Source organism: Protofrankia sp. CiP1_Cm_nod1, from assembly GCF_920888515.1.
Classification (GTDB): domain Bacteria; phylum Actinomycetota; class Actinomycetes; order Frankiales; family Frankiaceae; genus Protofrankia.
In genome coordinates, this window is record NZ_CAKKTM010000438.1 from 3,139 (window position 1) to 23,344 (window position 20,206).

Consider the following 20,206-nt stretch of genomic DNA (forward strand, 5'->3'; position numbering starts at 1 on the left):
CCGCGTCCTCGGCTGCCGCGTCCGCGTCGGCACCGGCCGGTGCCGACGGCTCGTCGGAAGCGGTCCGCGCACCGCGGGAGACCGGCGTCAGCGCCCGGTCCACGAACGTGGCCAGTGCGCCGCGGGTGAACACCACGTCGTCGCTGACCAGCACGTCGTAGGTGTTGAGCTGGCCGGGGTCGAGCAGGTGCACGCTGGGGAGGTTGCGCAGGCTCTTCCAGGTGCGCTCGTCGGCGTGGTCGACCACCACCAGCACCCGCCGGACGTCCGCGATCGTCCGCAGCGCGACGCGCGCGGCCTTCGTCGACGGCGCGTCACCGCTGACGAACGATGACACGACGTGCACCCGGCCGCCGCGCGCCCGGTCGGACAGGGCCCCGCGCAACGCGGCGGCCTTCATCTTCTTCGGCGTCCGCTGGTCGTAGGAACGCGGCTTGGGGCCGTGCACGACGCCACCGCCGGTGAACTGCGGGGCGCGCAGCGAGCCCTGCCGGGCCCGGCCGGTGCCCTTCTGCCGGTACGGCTTGCGCCCACCGCCGCGGACCTCGCCGCGGGTGCGGGTGGAGTGGGTCCCCTGCCGGGCCGCGGCGAGCTGCGCCACCACCACCTGGTGGATGAGCGGCACGTTCAGCGGCACGTCGAAGATCTCACCCGGCAGGTCGACGCTGCCGCCCTCGCCACCGGCGGGGGCGTGCACGACGACCGTGCGGGTCTGTGGCAGCGCGCTCCGCTCGTCGTCGGCGGCCCGTGACCGCCGGCGCGCCGTCACTGCGCTCATGCCGATACCTCCTCGCTGGACGTCGCGGCGTCACCGGTGGCGGATGCCGCGGCCGGCTCGGCGACGGGCTCGAAGTCCGCCGGCGCGGGCCGCTTGGCCGCGCTGCGGACGAGCACCAGGCCGCCGTCCGGGCCGGGAACCGCGCCCTTGATCAGCAGGAAGCCGCGCTCGGTGTCGACGGCATGGATGGTCAGGCCGGCGATGGTGACCCGCTCGTGCCCCATCCGCCCGGCCATCCGCAGGCCCTTGAAGACGCGGCCGGGGGTGGCGCACCCGCCGACCGAGCCGGGCGAGCGGTGCTTGCGCTCGACGCCGTGGCCGGCGCCGAGGCCCTTGAAGCCGTGCCGCTTCATCACACCGGCGAAGCCCTTGCCCTTGGACGTGCCGGTCACGTCCACGATGCCGCCCGCGGAGAAGATCTCACCGGTCAGTTCCTGGCCGGGGCGGTAGTTGGTGGCGTCCGCGGTGCGCAGCTCCACCAGATGCCGCCGCGGCGGGACCCCGGCGCGCGCGAAGTGACCGCGCAGCGGCTGGGTCACCCGGCGGGAGTCGATCTCGCCGTAGCCGAGCTGGACCGCCGAGTAGCCGTCCCGGTCGGATGTCCTGACCTGCGTCACCACGTTCGGCCCGGCCTTGACGACCGTGACCGGGACGACGCGGTTGTTCGCGTCCCATACCTGGGTCATCCCGAGCTTGGTGCCCAGGAGCCCCCTGTAGTTGCGATTGAGCATGACTGCGCCGGCCCCTTTAAAGCTTGATCTCGATGTCGACACCGGCGGGAAGGTCGAGGCGCATCAGCGAGTCGACCGTCTTCGGTGTCGGGTCAAGAATGTCGATCAGCCGCTTGTGCGTACGCATCTCGAAGTGCTCGCGGCTGTCCTTGTACTTGTGCGGCGACCGGATCACGCAGTAGACGTTCTTCTCCGTCGGCAGCGGCACCGGTCCCGCGACCTGCGCACCAGTCCGCGTCACCGTCTCGACGATCTTGCGGGCCGAGCTGTCGATGATCTCGTGGTCGTAGGCCTTGAGCCGGATGCGGATCTTCTGTGCCGCCATGGTGGGCTTCGCCTGTCCTGTCTGTCTCGTCCGGCTGGCAGGCCCCACAGGGTCCGTTCCTTCGCCGGAGCTGCCGCCGGATGTACCGCTTGTTGTCAGGTGCGTGCACCGTGCAAGCGGCGGGCCGTATGCCCTGGATGAGGCATAGTGGGCCCGCCGCCGCGGTGGCTACTTCAGGATCTTGGTGACGCGACCGGCACCGACGGTACGACCGCCCTCGCGGATGGCGAACCGCAGGCCTTCCTCCATGGCGATCGGCTGGATGAGCTCGACCGTCATCTCCGTGTTGTCGCCCGGCATGACCATCTCGGTGCCCTCGGGGAGGGTCACCACACCGGTCACGTCGGTGGTACGGAAGTAGAACTGCGGGCGGTAGTTGTTGAAGAATGGAGTGTGACGACCACCCTCGTCCTTGCTGAGGATGTAGACCTGAGCCTCGAAGTTGGTGTGCGGCGTGATCGACTTCGGCTTGGTGACGACCTGGCCGCGCTCGACGTCCTCGCGCTTCACACCGCGCAGGAGCAGGCCGACGTTGTCGCCGGCACGCCCCTCGTCAAGCAGCTTGCGGAACATCTCCACGCCGGTGACGGTCGTCGTGGTGACGTCCGGCCGGATGCCGACGATCTCGACCGTCTCGCTGACCTTGACCACACCGCGCTCCACACGACCAGTGACGACCGTGCCACGACCGGTGATCGTGAAGACGTCCTCGATCGGCATGAGGAAGGGCTTGTCGATGTCACGCTCGGGCTCCGGGATGGAGTCGTCGACAGCCTGCATGAGCTCGAGGAGCTTGGCTCCCCACTCCTTGTCGCCCTCCAGCGCCTTGAGCGCCGAGACCCGCACCACCGGCACGTCGTCGCCGGGGAACTCGTACGAGCTCAGCAGCTCCCGGACCTCCAGCTCGACGAGCTCGAGGATCTCCTCGTCGTCGACCATGTCGGCCTTGTTCAGCGCCACGACGATGTAGGGCACGCCGACCTGGCGGGCGAGCAGCACGTGCTCCTTGGTCTGCGGCATCGGGCCGTCGGTCGCCGAGACGACGAGGATCGCGCCGTCCATCTGCGCCGCGCCGGTAATCATGTTCTTGATGTAGTCGGCGTGGCCGGGGCAGTCGACGTGAGCGTAGTGCCGGTTGTCGGTCTGGTACTCGACGTGGGCGATCGAGATCGTGATGCCGCGGGCCTTCTCCTCCGGCGCCTTGTCGATCTGGTCGAACGGCGTGAAGGGGTTCAGGTCCGGGTGCGCGTCGTGCAGGACCTTGGTGATGGCCGCGGTCAGCGTGGTCTTGCCGTGGTCGATGTGACCGATGGTCCCGATGTTGACATGCGGCTTGTTCCGCTCGAACTTCTGCTTCGCCACGGGTGTCCCTCCAAGGACGGGTGGTGTCGTGCCGTGCTGGTGGTCCTGGGACCGCCGGCGGCGCGGGAGAAGGGATCGCGCCGCCTGCCGGCCACTTGTAGCCTGCTAATGATCAATAGTGGCGCCGGGCCCGTGAGTGGCCCCCGGACGGGGCCGCCGCGCCCGGCCACCGGTCACTCCCCGCGCGCCTTCGCGATGATCTCCTTCGCGACTCCCGCCGGAACCTCGGCGTAGGAGTCGAACTGCATCGAGTAGACGGCCCGTCCCGAGGTCTTCGAGCGCAGGTCCCCGACGTAGCCGAACATCTCCGACAGCGGGACGATCGCCTTGACGATGCGCGCGCCGGACCGTTCGTCCATCGCCTGGATCTGCCCGCGCCGCGAGTTCAGGTCGCCGATCACGTCACCCATGTAGTCCTCGGGGGTGGTGACCTCGACCGCCATCATCGGTTCGAGCAGCACCGGGTCGGCCCGCCGCGCCGCCTCCTTGAACGCCATCGAACCGGCGATCTTGAAAGCGAGCTCGGACGAGTCGACGTCGTGGTACTGGCCGTCGAGCAGGGTGACCTTTACGTCGACGAGGGGGTAGCCGGCGAGCACGCCGAACTCCATCGCCTCCTGGCAGCCGGCGTCGACCGAGGGGATGTACTCACGCGGGATGCGGCCACCGGTGACCTTGTTCTCGAACTCGTAGCCGCCGCCGTCGCCGCCGGAGGGCTCGAGATCGATGATCACGCGGGCGTACTGCCCGGAGCCACCGGTCTGCTTCTTGTGCGTGTAGTCGACCTTCTCGACCTTGCGCCGGATGGTCTCCCGGTAGGCGACCTGCGGCTTGCCGACGTTGGCGGCGACACCGAACTCGCGGCGCATCCGGTCGACGAGCACGTCCAGGTGCAGCTCGCCCATGCCGGCGATGATCGTCTGCCCGGTCTCGTCGTCGGTGCGGACCTGGAAGGTCGGGTCCTCCTCGGCCAGCCGGCCGATGGCCGTGCCCAGCTTCTGCTGGTCGGCCTTGGTCTTCGGCTCGATCGCGACGCTGATGACCGGCGCCGGGAAGGTCATCGACTCCAGGATGACCGGAGCGTTCGGGTCACACAGCGTGTCACCGGTCGTGGTGTTCTTCAGACCGACGACCGCGACGATCTGGCCCGCGCCGACGCCCTCGCGGTCCTCCCGGTGGTTGGCGTGCATCTGGAGGATGCGGCCGATGCGCTCCTTGCGGTCCTTGGTGGAGTTCAGCACCGGGGAGCCCGAGGTGAGCCGGCCGGAGTAGACCCGGATGTAGGTCAGCTTCCCGACGTAGGGGTCAGTCATGATCTTGAAGGCGAGTGCGGCGAACGGCTCGCTCTCGTCCGGCTCACGGGAGACCTCGGTGTCCTCCCGGCCGATGGCGTGACCGACCGTGACACCGATGTCCAGCGGGCTCGGGAGGAAGTCGACGACGGCGTCGAGCATGGGCTGCACGCCCTTGTTCTTGAACGCCGACCCACACAGCACCGGGTTGAGCGAACCGGCCAGCGTGCCCCGGCGCAGCGCCGCCCGCAGCTGCTCCTCGGTCGGTTCCTCGCCCTCGAGGTAGAGCTCCATCAGGGCGTCGTCGTTCTCGGCGACGGTCTCGATGAGCTTGTCCCGCCACTCCTGCGCGGCCTCCAGGTGGTCACGCGGGATGTCGACGGTCTCGTAGGAGGCGCCCTTGTCCTCGGTGTGCCAGAGCAGGCCCTTCATCTGGATCAGGTCGATGACGCCCTTGAAGTCGGCCTCGACGCCCCAGGGCAGCTGGATGACGGCCGGGGTCGCGGCGAGCCGGTCGACCATCATCTCCACGCACCGGTGGAACTCCGCGCCGACCCGGTCCATCTTGTTGACGAACGCGATCCGCGGGACGTTGTAACGGTCGGCCTGGCGCCAGACGGTCTCGCTCTGCGGCTCCACACCGGCCACGGCGTCGAAGACGGCGACCGCACCGTCGAGCACCCGCAGCGACCGCTCCACCTCGACGGTGAAGTCGACGTGCCCCGGAGTGTCGATGATGTTGATGGTGTGGCCGCGCCAGGTACAGGTGGTGGCGGCGGAGGTGATGGTGATCCCCCGCTCCTGCTCCTGCTCCATCCAGTCCATCGTGGCGCCGCCGTCGTGGACTTCACCGATCTTGTAGTTGACGCCGGTGTAGAACAGGATCCGCTCGGTGGTCGTGGTCTTGCCCGCGTCGATGTGGGCCATGATCCCGATGTTGCGGGTCGCGGCCAGCGCGGCACGTACGTCAGCAGACATTGTTGGTTACCAGCGGTAGTGGGCGAAGGCTCGGTTGGACTCCGCCATCTTGTGGGTGTCCTCGCGCCGCTTCACGCTCGCGCCGAGACCGTTACTGGCGTCGATCAGCTCGTTCATGAGGCGCTCGGTCATGGTCTTCTCGCGGCGCTGCCGGGCGTAGCCGACCAGCCAACGCAGCGCGAGGGTGGTGCTCCGGCTCGTGCGCACCTCGACCGGTACCTGGTAGGTGGCGCCACCGACCCGGCGGCTGCGCACCTCCAGCGTCGGCTTGACGTTGTCGAGAGCGCGCTTGAGCGTGACCACGGGGTCGTTGCCGGTCTTCTCCCGAGCGCCCTCGAGCGCCCCGTAGACGATCCGTTCGGCCAGCGACTTCTTACCGCTGAGCAGAACCTTGTTGACCAGCGCTGTCACCAGCGGTGAGCCGTAGACCGGATCGACGACGACGACGTGCTTGGGAGCCGGGCCCTTGCGTGGCATCAGGCCTTCTCCTTCTTTGCTCCGTACTTGCTGCGCGCCTGCTTGCGGTTGCGGACACCCTGCGTGTCCAGCGTCCCGCGAACGATCTTGTAGCGGACGCCCGGAAGGTCCTTCACCCGGCCGCCGCGCACCAGGACGATCGAGTGCTCCTGCAGGTTGTGCCCCACCCCCGGGATGTAGGCGGTGACCTCTATCCCGCTGTGGAGCCGGACCCGGGCGACCTTGCGCAGCGCCGAGTTCGGCTTCTTGGGCGTGGTCGTGTAGACGCGGGTGCACACGCCACGGCGCTGCGGGCTCCCCTTGAGCGCCGGGGTCTTGGTCTTCTCGACCTTGTCCTGCCGGCCCTTGCGGACCAGCTGCTGGATCGTCGGCAACGCCGCTCCCGTTCCTCTTCCGTTCCTGCCGGTACCTGCCGTCATCTCATCTGTGTCCGACCCACGCTGTCCGACCCACGCGGTCGGGCGTGTCGCGACCCCCGGGAACAGCCCGACAACTGGGACGGTCTGCCATGGGAGTACGCCCGCCCGCCTTGGTGAAGGCCGGGCCACCCTCGGCACCACGGGCCCGGCAGGACGGGCCACGGTGCCACGGGACGGCCATGGGATGGCGCAGGACACAGGTCAACCTTGCAACGCACAGCGCCGCAGAAAGCGAGACTACAGACCCGTCGACGGCTGTGTCGAATCGGGGTACCCCACGTGCCACTGGTAGCCGGATCCCCCGCGCTGCCGGAACCGCCGGAACCGCCGGCAGCAGCGGGATCTTCGGCGCGCATCCCCTGGTCGACGATGCCGCACAGGCCGTTTGTTGTGATGGCGGCGTCCATCTGATGTGACAGCGTTGCTGGATGGTGCGCGGGCCGCTGCCCCCGGCAGCTTGGCCGGCCCGGCGGTTCCAGCCCGGCGGCGTCAGTCCGGCAGCTTCCGCAGCTTGCAGACGAAGAAGCCCTCGAACGCCGGGCCTGGCAGGATGCGCCGGGCGTCGGCGAGCGCCGGATGGAAGGTCTCGGTCCGCCAGTGGCGCAGGCCTGGCCGCCACGCGTCCGGCGCGGAGCCGTCGATGTCGACCTCGATCGGGCACACCTCGACGGGATGGTGGCGCAGCAGGTAGCTCAGCGGCGCCTCGTTCTCCTCCGGGCCGAACGTGCAGGTGGAGTACACCAGGATGCCGCCGGGACGCAGCAGCCGGCAGGCCGCCACCAGCATCTTGCGCTGCAGCCAGCCGTAGTCGGTCACCCGCTGCTCGGTCCAGTACCGCAGCGCCGAGGACGACCGCAGGTCGACCAGGCCCTCGCCGCTGCACTGGGCGTCCAGCAGCACCCGGTCGAAACGCTCCGTTATGAACTTGTCGGCGTACTGCGCCGGGTGACAGCTCGTCTCGGCCAGGCGGACGTGGAACTGCCGGGTGACCGCGCGCAGCTTCTCCAGCCGGGGCGCGATGCCGTCGTTGGCCCACAGCCGCGCGTCGTTACCGACCAGTGCCGCGATGTGCGCCGTCTTGCCGCCCGGCGCCGCGCACAGATCGATGATCGATTCGGCGGGCGCGGGCGCGAGGGCCAGCGCCGGCACCAGGCTGGAGATGTTCTGGATGTAGGCGTGACCGCCGCCGAACACCTCCGAGCCCGACAGCACCCGCTTGTCGCCGCGCAGGAGGTAGCCGTCGGGGCACCAGTCGAGCGGGTCGAGGACGAGCCCGAGATCCCCGATGGCGCGGTGGACCGCCGCCGCACCCAGCGGTGAGAGCCGGTTGACCCGGACGCCGGGACGGCGGTCCAGGCAGAGCCGCTCGACCACCTCGGGCTCGGCGAGCTGGAGGATCTCGGACAGCCGCCGTACGAACAGCGCCCGCTTCCGGCTCACCCAGCCCCCCGCCACGTCCTGCCCGCGCGCCACCACGGGTACGCCAGCCCGGCGACACCGCCGCCGCCGCCAAAATACCCACCGCGCACCCACAGCGCGGCCGGGCCCCACCCAGCCACGGCATACCTGGTTGACACCTGGTGATACCTGGCTGTAACTGGCCGGTGACCAACCGGCACCTGGCCGCGGCGGCCGGGCCCCGTCCAGCCCCGGCGCCGGTGGCGGCCCTGAGATATCCGCCACATCGGGTGCACGGGGCGTCACATACGAAGCGTCGCGGGCTCGACCGGACGAGACGCGGCCGGGACCACCGGCCTCACGCCAGGCATACCGCCGCCGGCGGGATGGCCGCAAACGCCCGGCCGGCGGCCACACCCCCCGGGCCGTCCGATTACCGACCACGGCGGTGTACAGCAGCCGACGAACCGCTTTTCCCGGGCCGCCACCGGCCAGCCCGGCCGCCCCTGCCGGCGCCCCCGCCACCTGCGAAAACACCGCGGACCGGCCGGCCGGCAAAAAATCCGCCGGCACGTCACAACCTTTGTCGCAGCGCACATGTCGTGCTCGAGACCGAATACCCGAGTACCGCGAAATCTGTGAGCCGATTCATGATGTTGAATCCTTGCCCGGTAATCGGCGCCCCGATAACTTCGGCTTTGCCACCGCCACGTCCAGCCGATCCCGATGGAGGACAAATGTCTAGTTCCTTCCCCTTTCCCAGCCATACGGAAATTAGCTCGTCAAGCGCTTTCGGGCTGGTCATAGAAATATCCGACGCCGTCGAGATATCCGTCTTCCGCGGCACCGAGGAAATCCCCGGGAAAACCCCTCCGGTATGGCCGGACACCCGTGCCGGGCGGTGGGAAGAAGACCACGGCGACCAGCCCGTGAGCACCCGCCCCGGCCCGGGCGACGCCGTCAGGGCGGATTCCGGCACCGCTGTCGACACGGCCCCCGACAGCGCTGCGGACGCAACCAGAACCACGCACCGCGACGACTGACCCCCACAACCGGCACCAGGCAGGCGGCTCACAATGACGACATCTCGCCGGTCGTCCACCGGGACCAACAGGTGGACCGGGCAGCCGGCCCACCAGCAGACCTCGGCGGAGACGGCATTCCCGAAGACCACCGCCGGTGTGTCCTGGCTGTACGGGCGCCTCTTCGCCTGGCTCACCGGAAATCCCGCGGCCGCCCGCGTCGAATATTTCATCCGGGACCAGAACAGGGCGGCCGCCACACACGCCGCTCTTTCCCTGCTGGGCTCGTCGGCCCTGGTGGCCGCTCCGTTCGCGATCCGGGACCTGATCGACAGCTGGCTGCTGCTGCTGCGGACGGACGGCATACTCCTCCCGGTCATCCTCATCCTCGGCGCCTTTGTGCTCAGCGCCGTGGTGTCGGCCCTGCGATACATACTGGTCAGTTATTTCAGCGAGAAACTCGCCCTGCGAATCCGGCGCGACCTGTACCAGCACGCGATCGCGCTGCCGTTCCCCCACGTCGCCCGGGCCCGGCACGGGGACGTCGTCGCCCTGTTCACCATCGACACCGCCAGGGTGCGCGCGGCCGCCGCCGTCTGCCTGCCGGCCATCGCGACCATGGCGGTCGAACTCGTCGTGGCCGGGGTGGTCGCCTGCCTGCTCCAGTGGCGTCTCGCGTTCGCCGTGGCCGTGATCGGCGTGGTCCCGCTCGTCCTGCTGCGCCTGGTGCGTGAGCGCGTCCGGGCCATCTCCCGGGTGGAAGGCGAACGGCTCAGCCGGCTGGTCGATCATCTCATCGAGCTGACCGGGCCAGCGGGAGCGCTGCACCTGCGCGCCTTCCGCGCGCAGCACACCGGCCAGGAGGAGTTCGACCGGCTGGGCGCGGCCATTGCGACGGCCGCTCGCACCCGCGTGCAGGTCTTCGCCCGCCTGCAGCTCATCGCCGCGGCCAGCTCGGTGCTGGCGACCATGACCGTGATCGGGCTCGGGGTGTGGCTCACCCTGAACCAGACGATGACGGTCGGCACCTTCGTGGCCTTTCTCAGCGTGCTCCTGCTGGCGTTCCGTTCCATCGCCGGCTTCGCCGACCTGCGTACCCAGCTCTTCGACGGCGAGGCCTCCCTCGTCCGCATCCTGGATTTCCTCGACATCCCGCTGGGGACGGCGCCGGCCGGCGGCCGCAGCAACGTCAGGCCGCTGACCACGGCCGACCGGCCGCATCCACCCAGGGACAGCACGCCACCGGCGGGCCCGGCGGCCACCGGCTCCGAGGACGCCGGACGGCCACCGGTCCACGGCGATCTCGTCCTGGAGAACGTCTCCTACTCCTACGCGCCCGGCGTGCCCGCCCCCAGGTGGGCGCTGCGCGGCGTCGACGTCGTCGTGGGCCGCGGCGAGATGGTGGCCGTCGTCGGGTTCAGCGGCGCCGGGAAGACCACGCTGTGCCATCTCGCCAGCGGCCTGCTCACCCCCACCAGCGGGCGTGTCCTGCTCGGCGGCTGCGACGCCGGCGGGCTGTCCCCCGCCGCGGCCCGGGCCGCGGTCGGCCTGGTGTCGCAGGAGCCGTTCGTCCAGCGTCGCAGCGTCGCCGAGAACCTCCGCTTCGGCAGCCCGGCCGCGGCGACCGACGAGCTGTGGGCCGCGCTGGAGGCGACCGGGCTGGTCACGCTCGTGCGTTCGCTGCCGGAGGGGATTCACACCCCGCTGGGGCACAACGGCCACCAGATCTCCGGCGGGGAGCGGCAACGGCTGTCCATCGCCCGCGTACTGGTCCAGAACCCGCGGACCGTCATCCTCGACGAGGCGACGTCGAACCTCGACGCGCTGACCGAGGACCTGCTGCGCGCCTCCCTGGAACGTCTGCTCGCCGAGCGAAGCTGCCTCGTCGTGGCCCACCGGGCGACGATGACCGTTGCCGCCGACCGCATCTACGTGCTGGAGAACGGCACGGTGATGGAGGCCGGGCCACACGACCGGCTCGTCCGCAGCGGCGGTGTCTACGCCCGGCTGGCCCGCGGCCCGGCCGAGCACGCCCTGCGGAAGAGCAGGAACGGCGTCCGGTAGAGGGGCCAGCGGAGGAAAGCGCCGGTGGTCAGAAGAGCAGGTCGTCCCAGTCGACGGTGACCGGGATCGGGTTGGTGACCTCAGGCGCTCCGCCGGCCTCGTCCTTCATGAACGTGCCCAGGTGCTTGTAGAGCAGGGTCGCCCGGTCGAGCGCGTAGCGTTCGATGCTCGTGACGCCGTCGTTGTCGAGCCGGGTGATCCAGTAGTGCGCGATGCCGGCCCTGGCGTATTCACCGAGCTTGTCGGTGGTGTCCTGGGTCTCCGAACCCGGCAACACGATCTCGATGACGAGCAGGGCGTGCTCCGCGCGGAGACGTTCGCCGGCCGCGCGGTCGAGACAGCGGTAGAGGATCACATCCGGGCGGCGGTTGAGCAGCGGGATGTCACGCAGCCGGAGATCGACGTCGTTGTTGACGGCCAGGCATCCGTGGCCGCGGGCCATCGCGCGCCGTGCGTGCCGTTCCAGCAGGTTGGCGAGGCGACGGCCGGCGGTCTGATGATCCGGAGTCGGCGCCTCACAGAAGACGACGTAGCCGTCGACGATCTCGATCGCCCTGGCGATCTCCTCGGGCAGCGCCTCGTACTCCGCGGCGGTCACCCGCGCGGGCTGCGGCTGTATACGGAGCAGCCAGCTGTCCTCCGGCAGTGCCGTCGTCATCGCCGTCTCCTCCTCGGCATCGTGCCGATGCGGTGCTCCCCTCGGCATCGTGCCGATGCGGTGCTTCCCTGGTGCAGGCCGGCAGATCTACCCGGCGCTGTCCAGCGTAGTGCCGTACCAGGCAACGTCTGCCCTGTTGACCGATGGCCAGGCGCGAGGCCGGATCCACACAGCAACGCGGCCCGGGTGAACGTCCGGCAGGGACGCCCACCCGGGCCGCCTGGAGCACTTGCGTGGCAGGAACTACCGGGTAGCGAGAACTACCGGTAGTCGCCGCCGGTGCTGCGGTAGTCGAAGTCGTCCAACGGGACGGCCTGGCCGCTGCCGGTGCCGAACGCGCCGTACTCCACGGTCGCGCCCTCCTCGTAGCCGCTGACCGAGTACACCGACGCCCGTGCCTCCTCGGTCGGCTCGACCCGGATGTTGCGGTACCGCGAGATGCCGGTACCCGCCGGGATGAGCTTGCCGATGATGACGTTCTCCTTCAGGCCGACCAGCGAGTCCGACCGGGCGTTGATCGCGGCGTCGGTGAGCACCCGGGTCGTCTCCTGGAAGGATGCGGCCGACAGCCACGACTCGGTCGCCAGGGACGCCTTGGTGATCCCCATCAGGACCGGACGGGCCGAAGCCGGCTGACCGCCGGTCTCGACCACCCGACGGTTCTCCTCCTCGAACCGGGCCCGCTCGACCAGCTCGCCCGGCAGGAGCGTGGTCTCCCCCGACTCCAGCACGTTCACCCGCTTGAGCATCTGCCGGATGATGATCTCGATGTGCTTGTCGTGGATCGACACACCCTGCGAGCGGTACACCTCCTGCACCTGGTCGACCAGGTGGAGCTGCACCTGACGCGGGCCGAGGATGCGCAGCACCTCGTGCGGGTCGACCGCGCCGTCGACGATCTTCTGACCGACGGCGATGCGCTGGCCCTCCTCGACCTTCAGCCGCGACCGGCGGGAGACCGGGTAGGCGATCTCCTCGCTGCCGTCGTCGGGGATGACCACGACCTTGACGGTCTTCTCGGTCTCCTCGATGCGCACCCGCCCGGAGACCTCGCTGATCGGGGCCTTGCCCTTGGGGGAACGGGCCTCGAACAGCTCCACGACACGGGGCAGCCCCTGGGTGATGTCGTCGCCGGCGACGCCACCGCTGTGGAAGGTACGCATCGTCAGCTGGGTGCCGGGCTCACCGATGGACTGGGCGGCGACGATACCGACGGCCTCGCCGACGTCGACGAGCTTGCCCGTGGCCAGCGACCGGCCGTAGCACTGCGCGCAGACACCCATCCGGGCCGCGCAGGTGAGGGCGGAACGCACCTTCACCGACTCGATCCCGGCATCGATGATCTTGCTGATGACCACGTCGCCGAGGTCGGTGCCGGCCGGTACCACCACGTCACCGGCGGCGTTCGCCGCGTCCGAGGCGAGCGTGCGCGCGTAGGCCGCGGTCTCGGCGTAACGGTCGCGGACGAGCACGCCGTCCGCTCCCTTGCGCGCGATGCGGGTGGCGATGCCGCGCTCGGTGGCGCAGTCGTCCTCACGGACGATGACGTCCTGGCTGACGTCGACCAGACGCCGGGTGAGGTACCCGGAGTCCGCGGTCCGCAGCGCCGTGTCGGCCAGGCCCTTGCGGGCGCCGTGCGTGGAGATGAAGTACTCCACCACGCTCAGCCCCTCGCGGAAGTTCGCCTTGATCGGACGCGGGATGATCTCGCCCTTGGGGTTGGCGACCAGTCCGCGCATCCCGGCGAGCTGCCGGATCTGCATCATGTTCCCGGCGGCCCCGGAGTTGACCAGCACGGCGACCGGATTGGTCTCCGGGAAGTTGGCCTCCATGGCCTCGGCGACCTTGTTCGTCGCCTCGTTCCAGATCTGGACCAGTTCGGCGCGGCGCTCGTCGTCGGAGAGGAAGCCTCGGTCGAACTGCTTCTGCACTCGTTCGGCCCGCTGCTCGTACTCGTCGAGGATCTGCGCCTTGTTCGGCGGCGCGACAACGTCCTCGATCGCGACGGTCACCCCCGAGCGGGTGGCCCAGTAGAAGCCGGCGCTCTTCAGCGCGTCCAGCGTCGCGGCCACCTGGATCTTCGGGTAGCGCTCCGCCAGGTCGTTGACGATCGCGGCCTGGGCCTTCTTGTTCATCAGGTAGTTCAGGAACGGGTAGCCCTCGGGGAGCGCCTGGTTGAGCAGGCAGCGGCCGAAGGTGGTCTCCAGGGTGAACGGGTCGCCGGCTGCCCAGCCGGGCGGCGGGGCCCAGTCCAGCGGCGGCGTGGTGTCGCGTAGCCGGACCTTGATCTTCGCCTGTAGCTCGATCTCCCGCGCGTCGAAGGCCATCTGCGCCTCGGCCACGCTGGAGAACGCCCGCCCCTCGCCGCGGGCGCCCACGGCCAGCCGGCTGAGGTGGAACACCCCGGTCACCATGTCCAGGCTCGGCATGGCCAGCGGACGCCCGGACGCCGGCGAGAGGATGTTGTTGCTCGACAGCATCAGGATGCGCGCCTCGGCCTGCGCCTCCGCGGACAGCGGCAGGTGCACGGCCATCTGGTCCCCGTCGAAGTCCGCGTTGAACGCGGTGCAGACCAGCGGGTGGATCTGGATGGCCTTGCCCTCGACGAGCTGCGGCTCGAACGCCTGGATGCCCAGCCGGTGCAGGGTCGGCGCGCGGTTGAGCAGCACGGGGTGCTCGGTGATGACCTCTTCGAGCACGTCCCAGACGACCGGGCGGGCCCGCTCCACCATGCGCTTGGCCGACTTGATGTTCTGCGCGTGGTTGAGGTCGACCAGCCGCTTCATCACGAACGGCTTGAACAGCTCCAGGGCCATCTGCTTGGGCAGGCCGCACTGGTGCAGCTTGAGCTGCGGGCCGACGACGATGACCGAACGGCCGGAGTAGTCGACGCGCTTGCCCAGCAGGTTCTGCCGGAACCGGCCCTGCTTGCCCTTGAGCATGTCCGACAGCGACTTCAGCGGACGGTTGCCCGGCCCGGTCACCGGCCGGCCGCGGCGGCCGTTGTCGAACAGCGCGTCGACGGCCTCCTGCAGCATCCGCTTCTCGTTGTTGACGATGATCTCGGGCGCGCCGAGGTCGAGCAGCCGCTTGAGCCGGTTGTTCCGGTTGATCACCCGGCGGTAGAGGTCGTTGAGGTCGGACGTGGCGAACCGGCCACCGTCGAGCTGCACCATCGGGCGCAGGTCCGGCGGGATCACCGGGACGCAGTCGAGCACCATCCCGTTCGGGGAGTTGCGGGTGTTGAGGAAGGCCGAGACGACCTTGAGACGCTTCAGCGCCCGGGCCTTCTTCTGCCCCTTGCCGCTGCGGATGGTCTCCCGCAGCGACTCGGCCTCCGCCGCCAGGTCGAAGTCGACGAGCCGGCGCTGCAGGGCCTCCGCCCCCATGCCGCCCTCGAAGTACTGGCCGAAACGGTCCCGCAGCTCGCGGTAGAGCAGCTCGTCCGGCTCGAGGTCCTGGACCTTCAGGCCCTTGAAACGGTCGAACACCCGGCCCAGATCGTCGATCTTCCGCTGGGCGCGGTCGCGGATCTGGCGCATCTCGCGCTCGGCCGCCTCCCGCACCTTGCGCCGGACGTCGCCCTTGGCGCCCTCGGCCTCCAGCTGGGCGAGGTCGGCCTCCAGCTTCTTCTGCCGGGTCTCGACGTCGGCGTTCTTCTTGTCCTCGAGATGCTGCTTCTCGACGGAGATCCGGGCTTCGAGGGTGGGCAGGTCGCGGTGACGCGCGTCCGCGTCCACGCTTGTGATCATGTAGGCGGCGAAGTAGATGACCTTCTCAAGGTCCTTCGGCGCCAGGTCGAGCAGGTAGCCGAGCCGGCTCGGGACACCCTTGAAGTACCAGATGTGGGTGACCGGCGCGGCCAGCTCGATGTGGCCCATCCGTTCCCGACGCACCTTGGCGCGGGTGACCTCGACACCGCAGCGCTCGCAGATGATGCCCTTGAAACGAACGCGCTTGTACTTACCGCAGTAGCACTCCCAGTCCCGGGTCGGGCCGAAGATCTTCTCGCAGAAGAGCCCGTCCTTCTCCGGCTTGAGGGTACGGTAGTTGATCGTCTCCGGCTTCTTGACCTCGCCGTGTGACCACTGGCGGATGTCGTCCGCGGTGGCGAGGCCGATGCGCAGCTCGTCGAAGAAGTTGACGTCGAGCACGTGTCTTCTCTCTCTGCCGTCTGGCTGCCCGCTGTCGCCGGCAGGTGTTCGTGCGGATGGCGGCGGCGGGGGGCGTGGGCCGTCAGTTTGTCCAAGGTCGGCGGGGGTGCCGCGACACGGCCGGGGCCCGGAGGCTACCGGCTGCCGTGTCCCGGCCGTGTGGTCCGCGACCGCGGCGGCGCGGGGGCGGCGGCTCCAGGAGGATCATCCTGTGGTCCCCATGGTCCCCATGGCCCCCTGGTCGCGCCGCCTCCGGCCGCTGGCGGTCACCCGGCCGCAGACCACTACTCGTCAGACCTCCTCAACGCTGCTCGGCTCCCGCCGGGACAGGTCGATACCGAGTTCCTCCGCGGCGCGGAAGACGTCCTCGTCGGTGTCACGCATTTCGATGGAAACGCCGTCGCTGGAGAGGACCTCGACGTTCAGGCACAGTGACTGCATTTCCTTGATGAGCACCTTGAAGGACTCCGGGATACCGGGTTCGGGAATGTTCTCGCCCTTGACGATGGCCTCGTAGACCTTGACGCGGCCGAGAACGTCGTCCGACTTGATGGTGAGCAGTTCCTGCAGGGCGTAGGCGGCACCGTAGGCCTCCAGCGCCCACACCTCCATCTCGCCGAAACGCTGCCCACCGAACTGCGCCTTACCGCCCAGCGGCTGCTGGGTGATCATCGAGTAGGGGCCGGTCGAACGGGCGTGGATCTTGTCGTCGACCAGGTGCAGCAACTTGAGGATGTAGATGTAGCCGACCGCCACCGGATACGGGTAGGGCTCGCCGGTCCGGCCGTCGAAGAGCTCGGCCTTGCCGCTGGACCCGATGAGCTGGACGCCGTCCCGGTTGGGCAGCGTCGAGGAGAGCAGACCGGTGATCTCCTCCTCGCGGGCGCCGTCGAAGACCGGAGTGGCCACGTTGGTGTTCGGCGGCGCCTGGTCCGCCCGGATGCCGCGCAGCCGTTCCTTCCACTCCTCGGTGCCCGTGTCGACCTGCCAGCCGGTCTTGGCCACCCAGCCGAGGTGGGTCTCCAGGATCTGGCCGATGTTCATCCGGCGGGGCACACCGTGCGGGTTGAGCACGACGTCCACCGGGGTGCCGTCGGAGAGGAACGGCATGTCCTCGGCCGGCAGGATCTTCGCGATGACGCCCTTGTTCCCGTGCCGCCCGGCGAGCTTGTCACCATCGGTGATCTTGCGCTTCTGGGCGACGTACACCCGGACCAGCTCGTTCACGCCGGGCGGCAGCTCGTCGCCGTCCTCCCGGGAGAACACCCGGACCCCGATGACCTTGCCGGACTCCCCGTGCGGCACCTTCAGCGAGGTGTCGCGGACCTCCCGGGCCTTCTCACCGAAGATCGCGCGCAGCAGCCGCTCCTCCGGGGTCAGCTCGGTCTCGCCCTTGGGCGTGACCTTCCCGACCAGCACGTCACCGGGCGAGACCTCGGCGCCGATACGGATGATGCCGCGCTCGTCGAGGTCGGCGAGGACCTCCTCGGCGACGTTGGGGATGTCCCGGGTGATCTCCTCCGGCCCGAGCTTGGTGTCCCGGGCGTCGACCTCGTGCTCCTCGATGTGGATCGAGGACAGGACGTCGTCCTGGACCAGCCGCTGGGAGAGGATGATCGCGTCCTCGTAGTTGTGGCCCTCCCACGGCATGAAGGCGACCAGCAGGTTCTTGCCCAGCGCCATCTCGCCGTTGTCCGTGCAGGGGCCGTCCGCGATGACCTGGCCCGCCTCGACCCGGTCCCCCTCGTCCACGATGGGCTTCTGGTTGATGCAGGTGCCCTGGTTGGACCGGCGGAACTTCGCCATCCGGTAGGTGCGCCGGGTGCCGTCGTCGTGCATGACGGTGATGTAGTCGGCGGAGAGGTCCTCGACCACGCCGGCCTGCGCGCAGACGACGACGTCACCGGCGTCCTTGGCCGCGCGGGCCTCCATGCCGGTGCCGACCAGCGGCGCCTCGCTGCGCAGCAGCGGGACGGACTGGCGCTGCATGTTCGAGCCCATCAGGGCGCGGTTGGCGTCGTCGTGCTCGAGGAAGGGGATCATCGCGGTGGCGACCGACACCATCTGCCGCGGCGAGACGTCCATGTAGTCGACCTCGTCGGGCGGGATGAACTCGACCTCGCCGCCCTTGCGGCGGACCAGGACCCGGTGCTCGGCGAACGACCCGTCGGAGCTCAGCGGCGCGTTCGCCTGCGCGATGACGTGCCTGTCCTCCTCGTCCGCGGTGAGGTAGTCGATCTTGTCGGTGACCCGCCCGGCCACGACCTTGCGGTAGGGCGTCTCGACGAAGCCGAACGGGTTGACCCGCGCGAACGTCGACAGCGAACCGATCAGACCGATGTTCGGCCCCTCCGGCGTCTCGATCGGGCACATCCGGCCGTAGTGGCTGGGGTGTACGTCGCGGACCTCGAAGCCGGCCCGCTCCCGGGAGAGACCACCCGGGCCGAGCGCGGACAGGCGCCGCTTGTGGGTGAGGCCGGCCAGCGGGTTGGTCTGGTCCATGAACTGGGAGAGCTGGCTGGTGCCGAAGAACTCCTTGATGGAGGCGACCACCGGCCGGATGTTGATCAGTGTCTGCGGCGTGATCGCCTCGACGTCCTGGGTGGTCATCCGCTCCCGGACGACCCGCTCCATCCGGGCCAGGCCCAGCCGCACCTGGTTCTGGATCAGCTCACCGACCGTGCGCAGCCGCCGGTTGCCGAAGTGGTCGATGTCGTCCACGTCGTAGGACTGGTCCCTGCCGGCGTGCAGCTGGACGACGTACTCGATCGTGCGGACGATGTCGTCCTCGGTGAGCACGCCGACGTCGTGCGGAACGTCCACCTCGAGCTTCTTGTTCACTTTGTAACGACCGACCTTGGCCAGGTCGTAGCGCTTCGGGTTGAAGAAGAGGTTCTCCAGCAGTGTCTGCGCGGACTCACGGGTCGGCGGCTCACCCGGGCGCAGCTTGCGGTAGATGTCGAGCAGCGCGTCGTCCTGGCTGGAGGTGTGGTCCTTCTCCAGGGTCACCCGCATCGACGGGAAGTCGCCGAACCGCTCCAGAATGCGCGCCTCGTCCCAGCCGAGCGCCTTGAGCAGCACGGTCACGGACTGGCGGCGCTTGCGGTCGATACGGACACCGACGGTGTCCCGCTTGTCGACCTCGAATTCCAGCCAGGCACCCCGGGACGGAATGACCTTGCAGGAGAACAGGTCCTTGTCGGAGACCTTGTCGATGGTCTTCTCGAAATACACCCCAGGGGAACGCACGAGCTGGCTGACGACGACCCGCTCGGTCCCGTTGATGACGAACGTGCCCTTCGGGGTCATGAGCGGGAAGTCGCCCATGAAAACCGTCTGGCTCTTGATCTCACCGGTGGTGTTGTTGGTGAACTCGGCCGTCACGAACATCGGGGCCGAGTAGGTCATATCCTTGTCCTTGCACTCCTCGACGGAGTACTTCGGCGGTTCGAAACGGTGGTCCCGGAACGACAGTGACATCGAACCGGAGAAGTCCTCGATCGGGGATATCTCCTCGAAGACCTCTTCGAGACCCGACGTGACGGGTACGTCGTCACGTCCGGCGTCGATGGCTTCCTGGACCCGTTCCGCCCACGCATCACTGCCGATCAGCCAGTCGAAGGACTGGGTCTGCAGGGCGAGAAGATCGGGGACCTCGAGAGGCTCAATGATCTTTGCGAACGAGATGCGGGAGGAGGTAGGCGAGGCGGCCAAGGTGGTCCTTCCGGTGGCCTGATCGTCGGGCTGGTGGCGCTGTGGCTTCCTTGATACGGCTTCCGGCAGCACGGGAGAATTCATGATCGCGTCGCCTTCGGCCTGCTGGAGAACAATCCGACGTAGGGGTGGTCGGGTGATCAGTGTCTCGCTACGGTTGTGGTGACTGTCGGCGGGGGTAGTCCAACAGGGTGCACGGGTGGCTCACGAACGCAGGCAGACGCGACACGGGCGTCAGCGAGTAGTCCGTCACGACAGCTTTCGGACGGGGACCTCCGCGTGGGATGGTCGTCCTGTACCGGTGACGTGGCGGCGCTTCGGTGGCGGATTGCGATCAACGGTCTCGCTCGGGTTACCTCGGTCGTGACGTCTGTCTGGACGGTCGCGCCCGGTGGGCGCGGCTGCACAGGGACTGAAGCCGTACGCGGGCTGGCACCGTCGCATACCTCAAGGAGCAGTGAGCGCACGACGAAAGGACAGCCCAAACGAGCAGTGTAGCCGATGGCTGCACTGCTGACAAGGCTGACCGCAGGGCCAGCTCCGGAAAGGGCTAGTCCTGAAGGCTGAACTCCTGAAGGCTGAGCTCGAGGCCGGCCAACGGAGACCGCCCGGCGGAAGCCGGTCAGCCGATGCTGGCTGACGGAGGCCGCCCGACGGGTGTGGGTCACCGCTTCGGAGATGATGGAACTCCGTCCCGGGTAAGGTCGTCAACCGGTTGCGAGGTAATGAGCGCGAGGAAGTCCGTGGCGCGCCCCGGCCGGGCCCGGTACGTGGCCCGCGCGCCCGGGCGGGACGTCCGGCCGCACGAGGCGTGGCGGGGCTCCCCACCCGGCC

At 69.1% G+C, this 20,206-nt stretch carries 13 protein-coding genes; 1 reads left to right on the forward strand and 12 read right to left on the reverse strand.

The genetic code is table 11. The annotated features are described in order from the left end of the window. From rplD to NBX02_RS19910, 9 genes are all read right to left on the reverse strand, one after another. Positions 1–778 (reverse strand): 50S ribosomal protein L4 (rplD, locus tag NBX02_RS19870; protein ID WP_250292541.1); only part of this gene is annotated, 778 nt, incomplete at its 3' end. After that, complete coding sequence (gene rplC, locus NBX02_RS19875; RefSeq protein ID WP_250282086.1) at positions 775–1,509, reverse strand: 50S ribosomal protein L3; 735 nt, start codon at positions 1,507–1,509, stop codon at positions 775–777. The genes rplC and rplD, both read right to left, overlap by 4 nt. A 16-nt stretch (positions 1,510–1,525) precedes the next feature. Continuing rightward, positions 1,526–1,834 carry a 30S ribosomal protein S10 gene (gene rpsJ / locus NBX02_RS19880; RefSeq protein WP_013875113.1) on the reverse strand — a complete coding sequence of 103 codons (309 nt, stop codon included), beginning with the start codon at positions 1,832–1,834 and terminating at the stop codon, positions 1,526–1,528. Between the two features lie 168 nt (positions 1,835–2,002). Then, on the reverse strand, positions 2,003–3,196 hold the full coding sequence (gene tuf / locus NBX02_RS19885; protein WP_131768537.1) for an elongation factor Tu: 1,194 nt from the start codon (positions 3,194–3,196) through the stop codon (positions 2,003–2,005). Positions 3,197–3,369: 173 nt separating this feature from the next. Further along, on the reverse strand, positions 3,370–5,466 hold the full coding sequence (gene fusA / locus NBX02_RS19890) for an elongation factor G (protein ID WP_250282084.1): 2,097 nt from the start codon (positions 5,464–5,466) through the stop codon (positions 3,370–3,372). A gap of 6 nt (positions 5,467–5,472) precedes the next feature. Then, positions 5,473–5,943, reverse strand: coding sequence for a 30S ribosomal protein S7 (gene rpsG / locus NBX02_RS19895; RefSeq protein WP_250282083.1), 471 nt, complete (start codon positions 5,941–5,943; stop codon positions 5,473–5,475). Then, a complete protein-coding gene (rpsL, locus tag NBX02_RS19900) occupies positions 5,943–6,317 on the reverse strand; it encodes a 30S ribosomal protein S12 (protein WP_047221564.1) in 375 nt (124 codons plus the stop codon). The genes rpsG and rpsL overlap by 1 nt, the downstream gene beginning before the upstream one ends. 534 nt (positions 6,318–6,851) lie before the next feature. Beyond that, positions 6,852–7,802 carry an RsmB/NOP family class I SAM-dependent RNA methyltransferase gene (locus NBX02_RS19905; protein ID WP_250282082.1) on the reverse strand — a complete coding sequence of 317 codons (951 nt, stop codon included), beginning with the start codon at positions 7,800–7,802 and terminating at the stop codon, positions 6,852–6,854. Positions 7,803–8,542: 740 nt separating this feature from the next. Further along, positions 8,543–8,791 (reverse strand): hypothetical protein, encoded by a 249-nt coding sequence (locus tag NBX02_RS19910; RefSeq protein ID WP_250292543.1) that lies wholly within the window; start codon positions 8,789–8,791, stop codon positions 8,543–8,545. Between the two features lie 45 nt (positions 8,792–8,836). Here NBX02_RS19910 and NBX02_RS19915 point away from each other — a divergent pair, with 45 nt between their 5' ends. Beyond that, positions 8,837–10,846, forward strand: a complete 2,010-nt coding sequence (locus NBX02_RS19915; RefSeq protein ID WP_250282081.1) for an ABC transporter ATP-binding protein — start codon at positions 8,837–8,839, stop codon at positions 10,844–10,846. A gap of 28 nt (positions 10,847–10,874) precedes the next feature. Here NBX02_RS19915 and NBX02_RS19920 read toward each other — a convergent pair whose 3' ends face one another. The 3 genes from NBX02_RS19920 to rpoB form a co-directional block, all read right to left on the reverse strand. Beyond that, positions 10,875–11,504: a Uma2 family endonuclease gene (locus tag NBX02_RS19920; RefSeq protein ID WP_250282080.1), complete on the reverse strand. Its 630-nt coding sequence runs from the start codon at positions 11,502–11,504 to the stop codon at positions 10,875–10,877. A gap of 260 nt (positions 11,505–11,764) precedes the next feature. Next, on the reverse strand, positions 11,765–15,658 hold the full coding sequence (locus NBX02_RS19925) for a DNA-directed RNA polymerase subunit beta' (RefSeq protein ID WP_250282077.1): 3,894 nt from the start codon (positions 15,656–15,658) through the stop codon (positions 11,765–11,767). Positions 15,659–15,949: 291 nt separating this feature from the next. After that, the gene (rpoB, locus tag NBX02_RS19930; RefSeq protein ID WP_250282074.1) at positions 15,950–19,372 is read right to left on the reverse strand and encodes a DNA-directed RNA polymerase subunit beta; all 3,423 of its coding nucleotides are present in this window, start codon (positions 19,370–19,372) and stop codon (positions 15,950–15,952) included. Positions 19,373–20,206 lie beyond the last annotated feature (834 nt).

Coding starts and splice junctions, on each gene's coding strand:
- rplC (WP_250282086.1), bottom strand. CDS start 1,509: ATGCTCAATCGCAACTACAGGGGGCTCCTGGGCACCAAGCTCGGGATG.
- rpsJ (WP_013875113.1), bottom strand. CDS start 1,834: ATGGCGGCACAGAAGATCCGCATCCGGCTCAAGGCCTACGACCACGAG.
- fusA (WP_250282084.1), bottom strand. CDS start 5,466: ATGTCTGCTGACGTACGTGCCGCGCTGGCCGCGACCCGCAACATCGGG.
- rpsG (WP_250282083.1), bottom strand. CDS start 5,943: ATGCCACGCAAGGGCCCGGCTCCCAAGCACGTCGTCGTCGTCGATCCG.
- NBX02_RS19915 (WP_250282081.1), top strand. CDS start 8,837: ATGACGACATCTCGCCGGTCGTCCACCGGGACCAACAGGTGGACCGGG.
- NBX02_RS19920 (WP_250282080.1), bottom strand. CDS start 11,504: ATGACGACGGCACTGCCGGAGGACAGCTGGCTGCTCCGTATACAGCCG.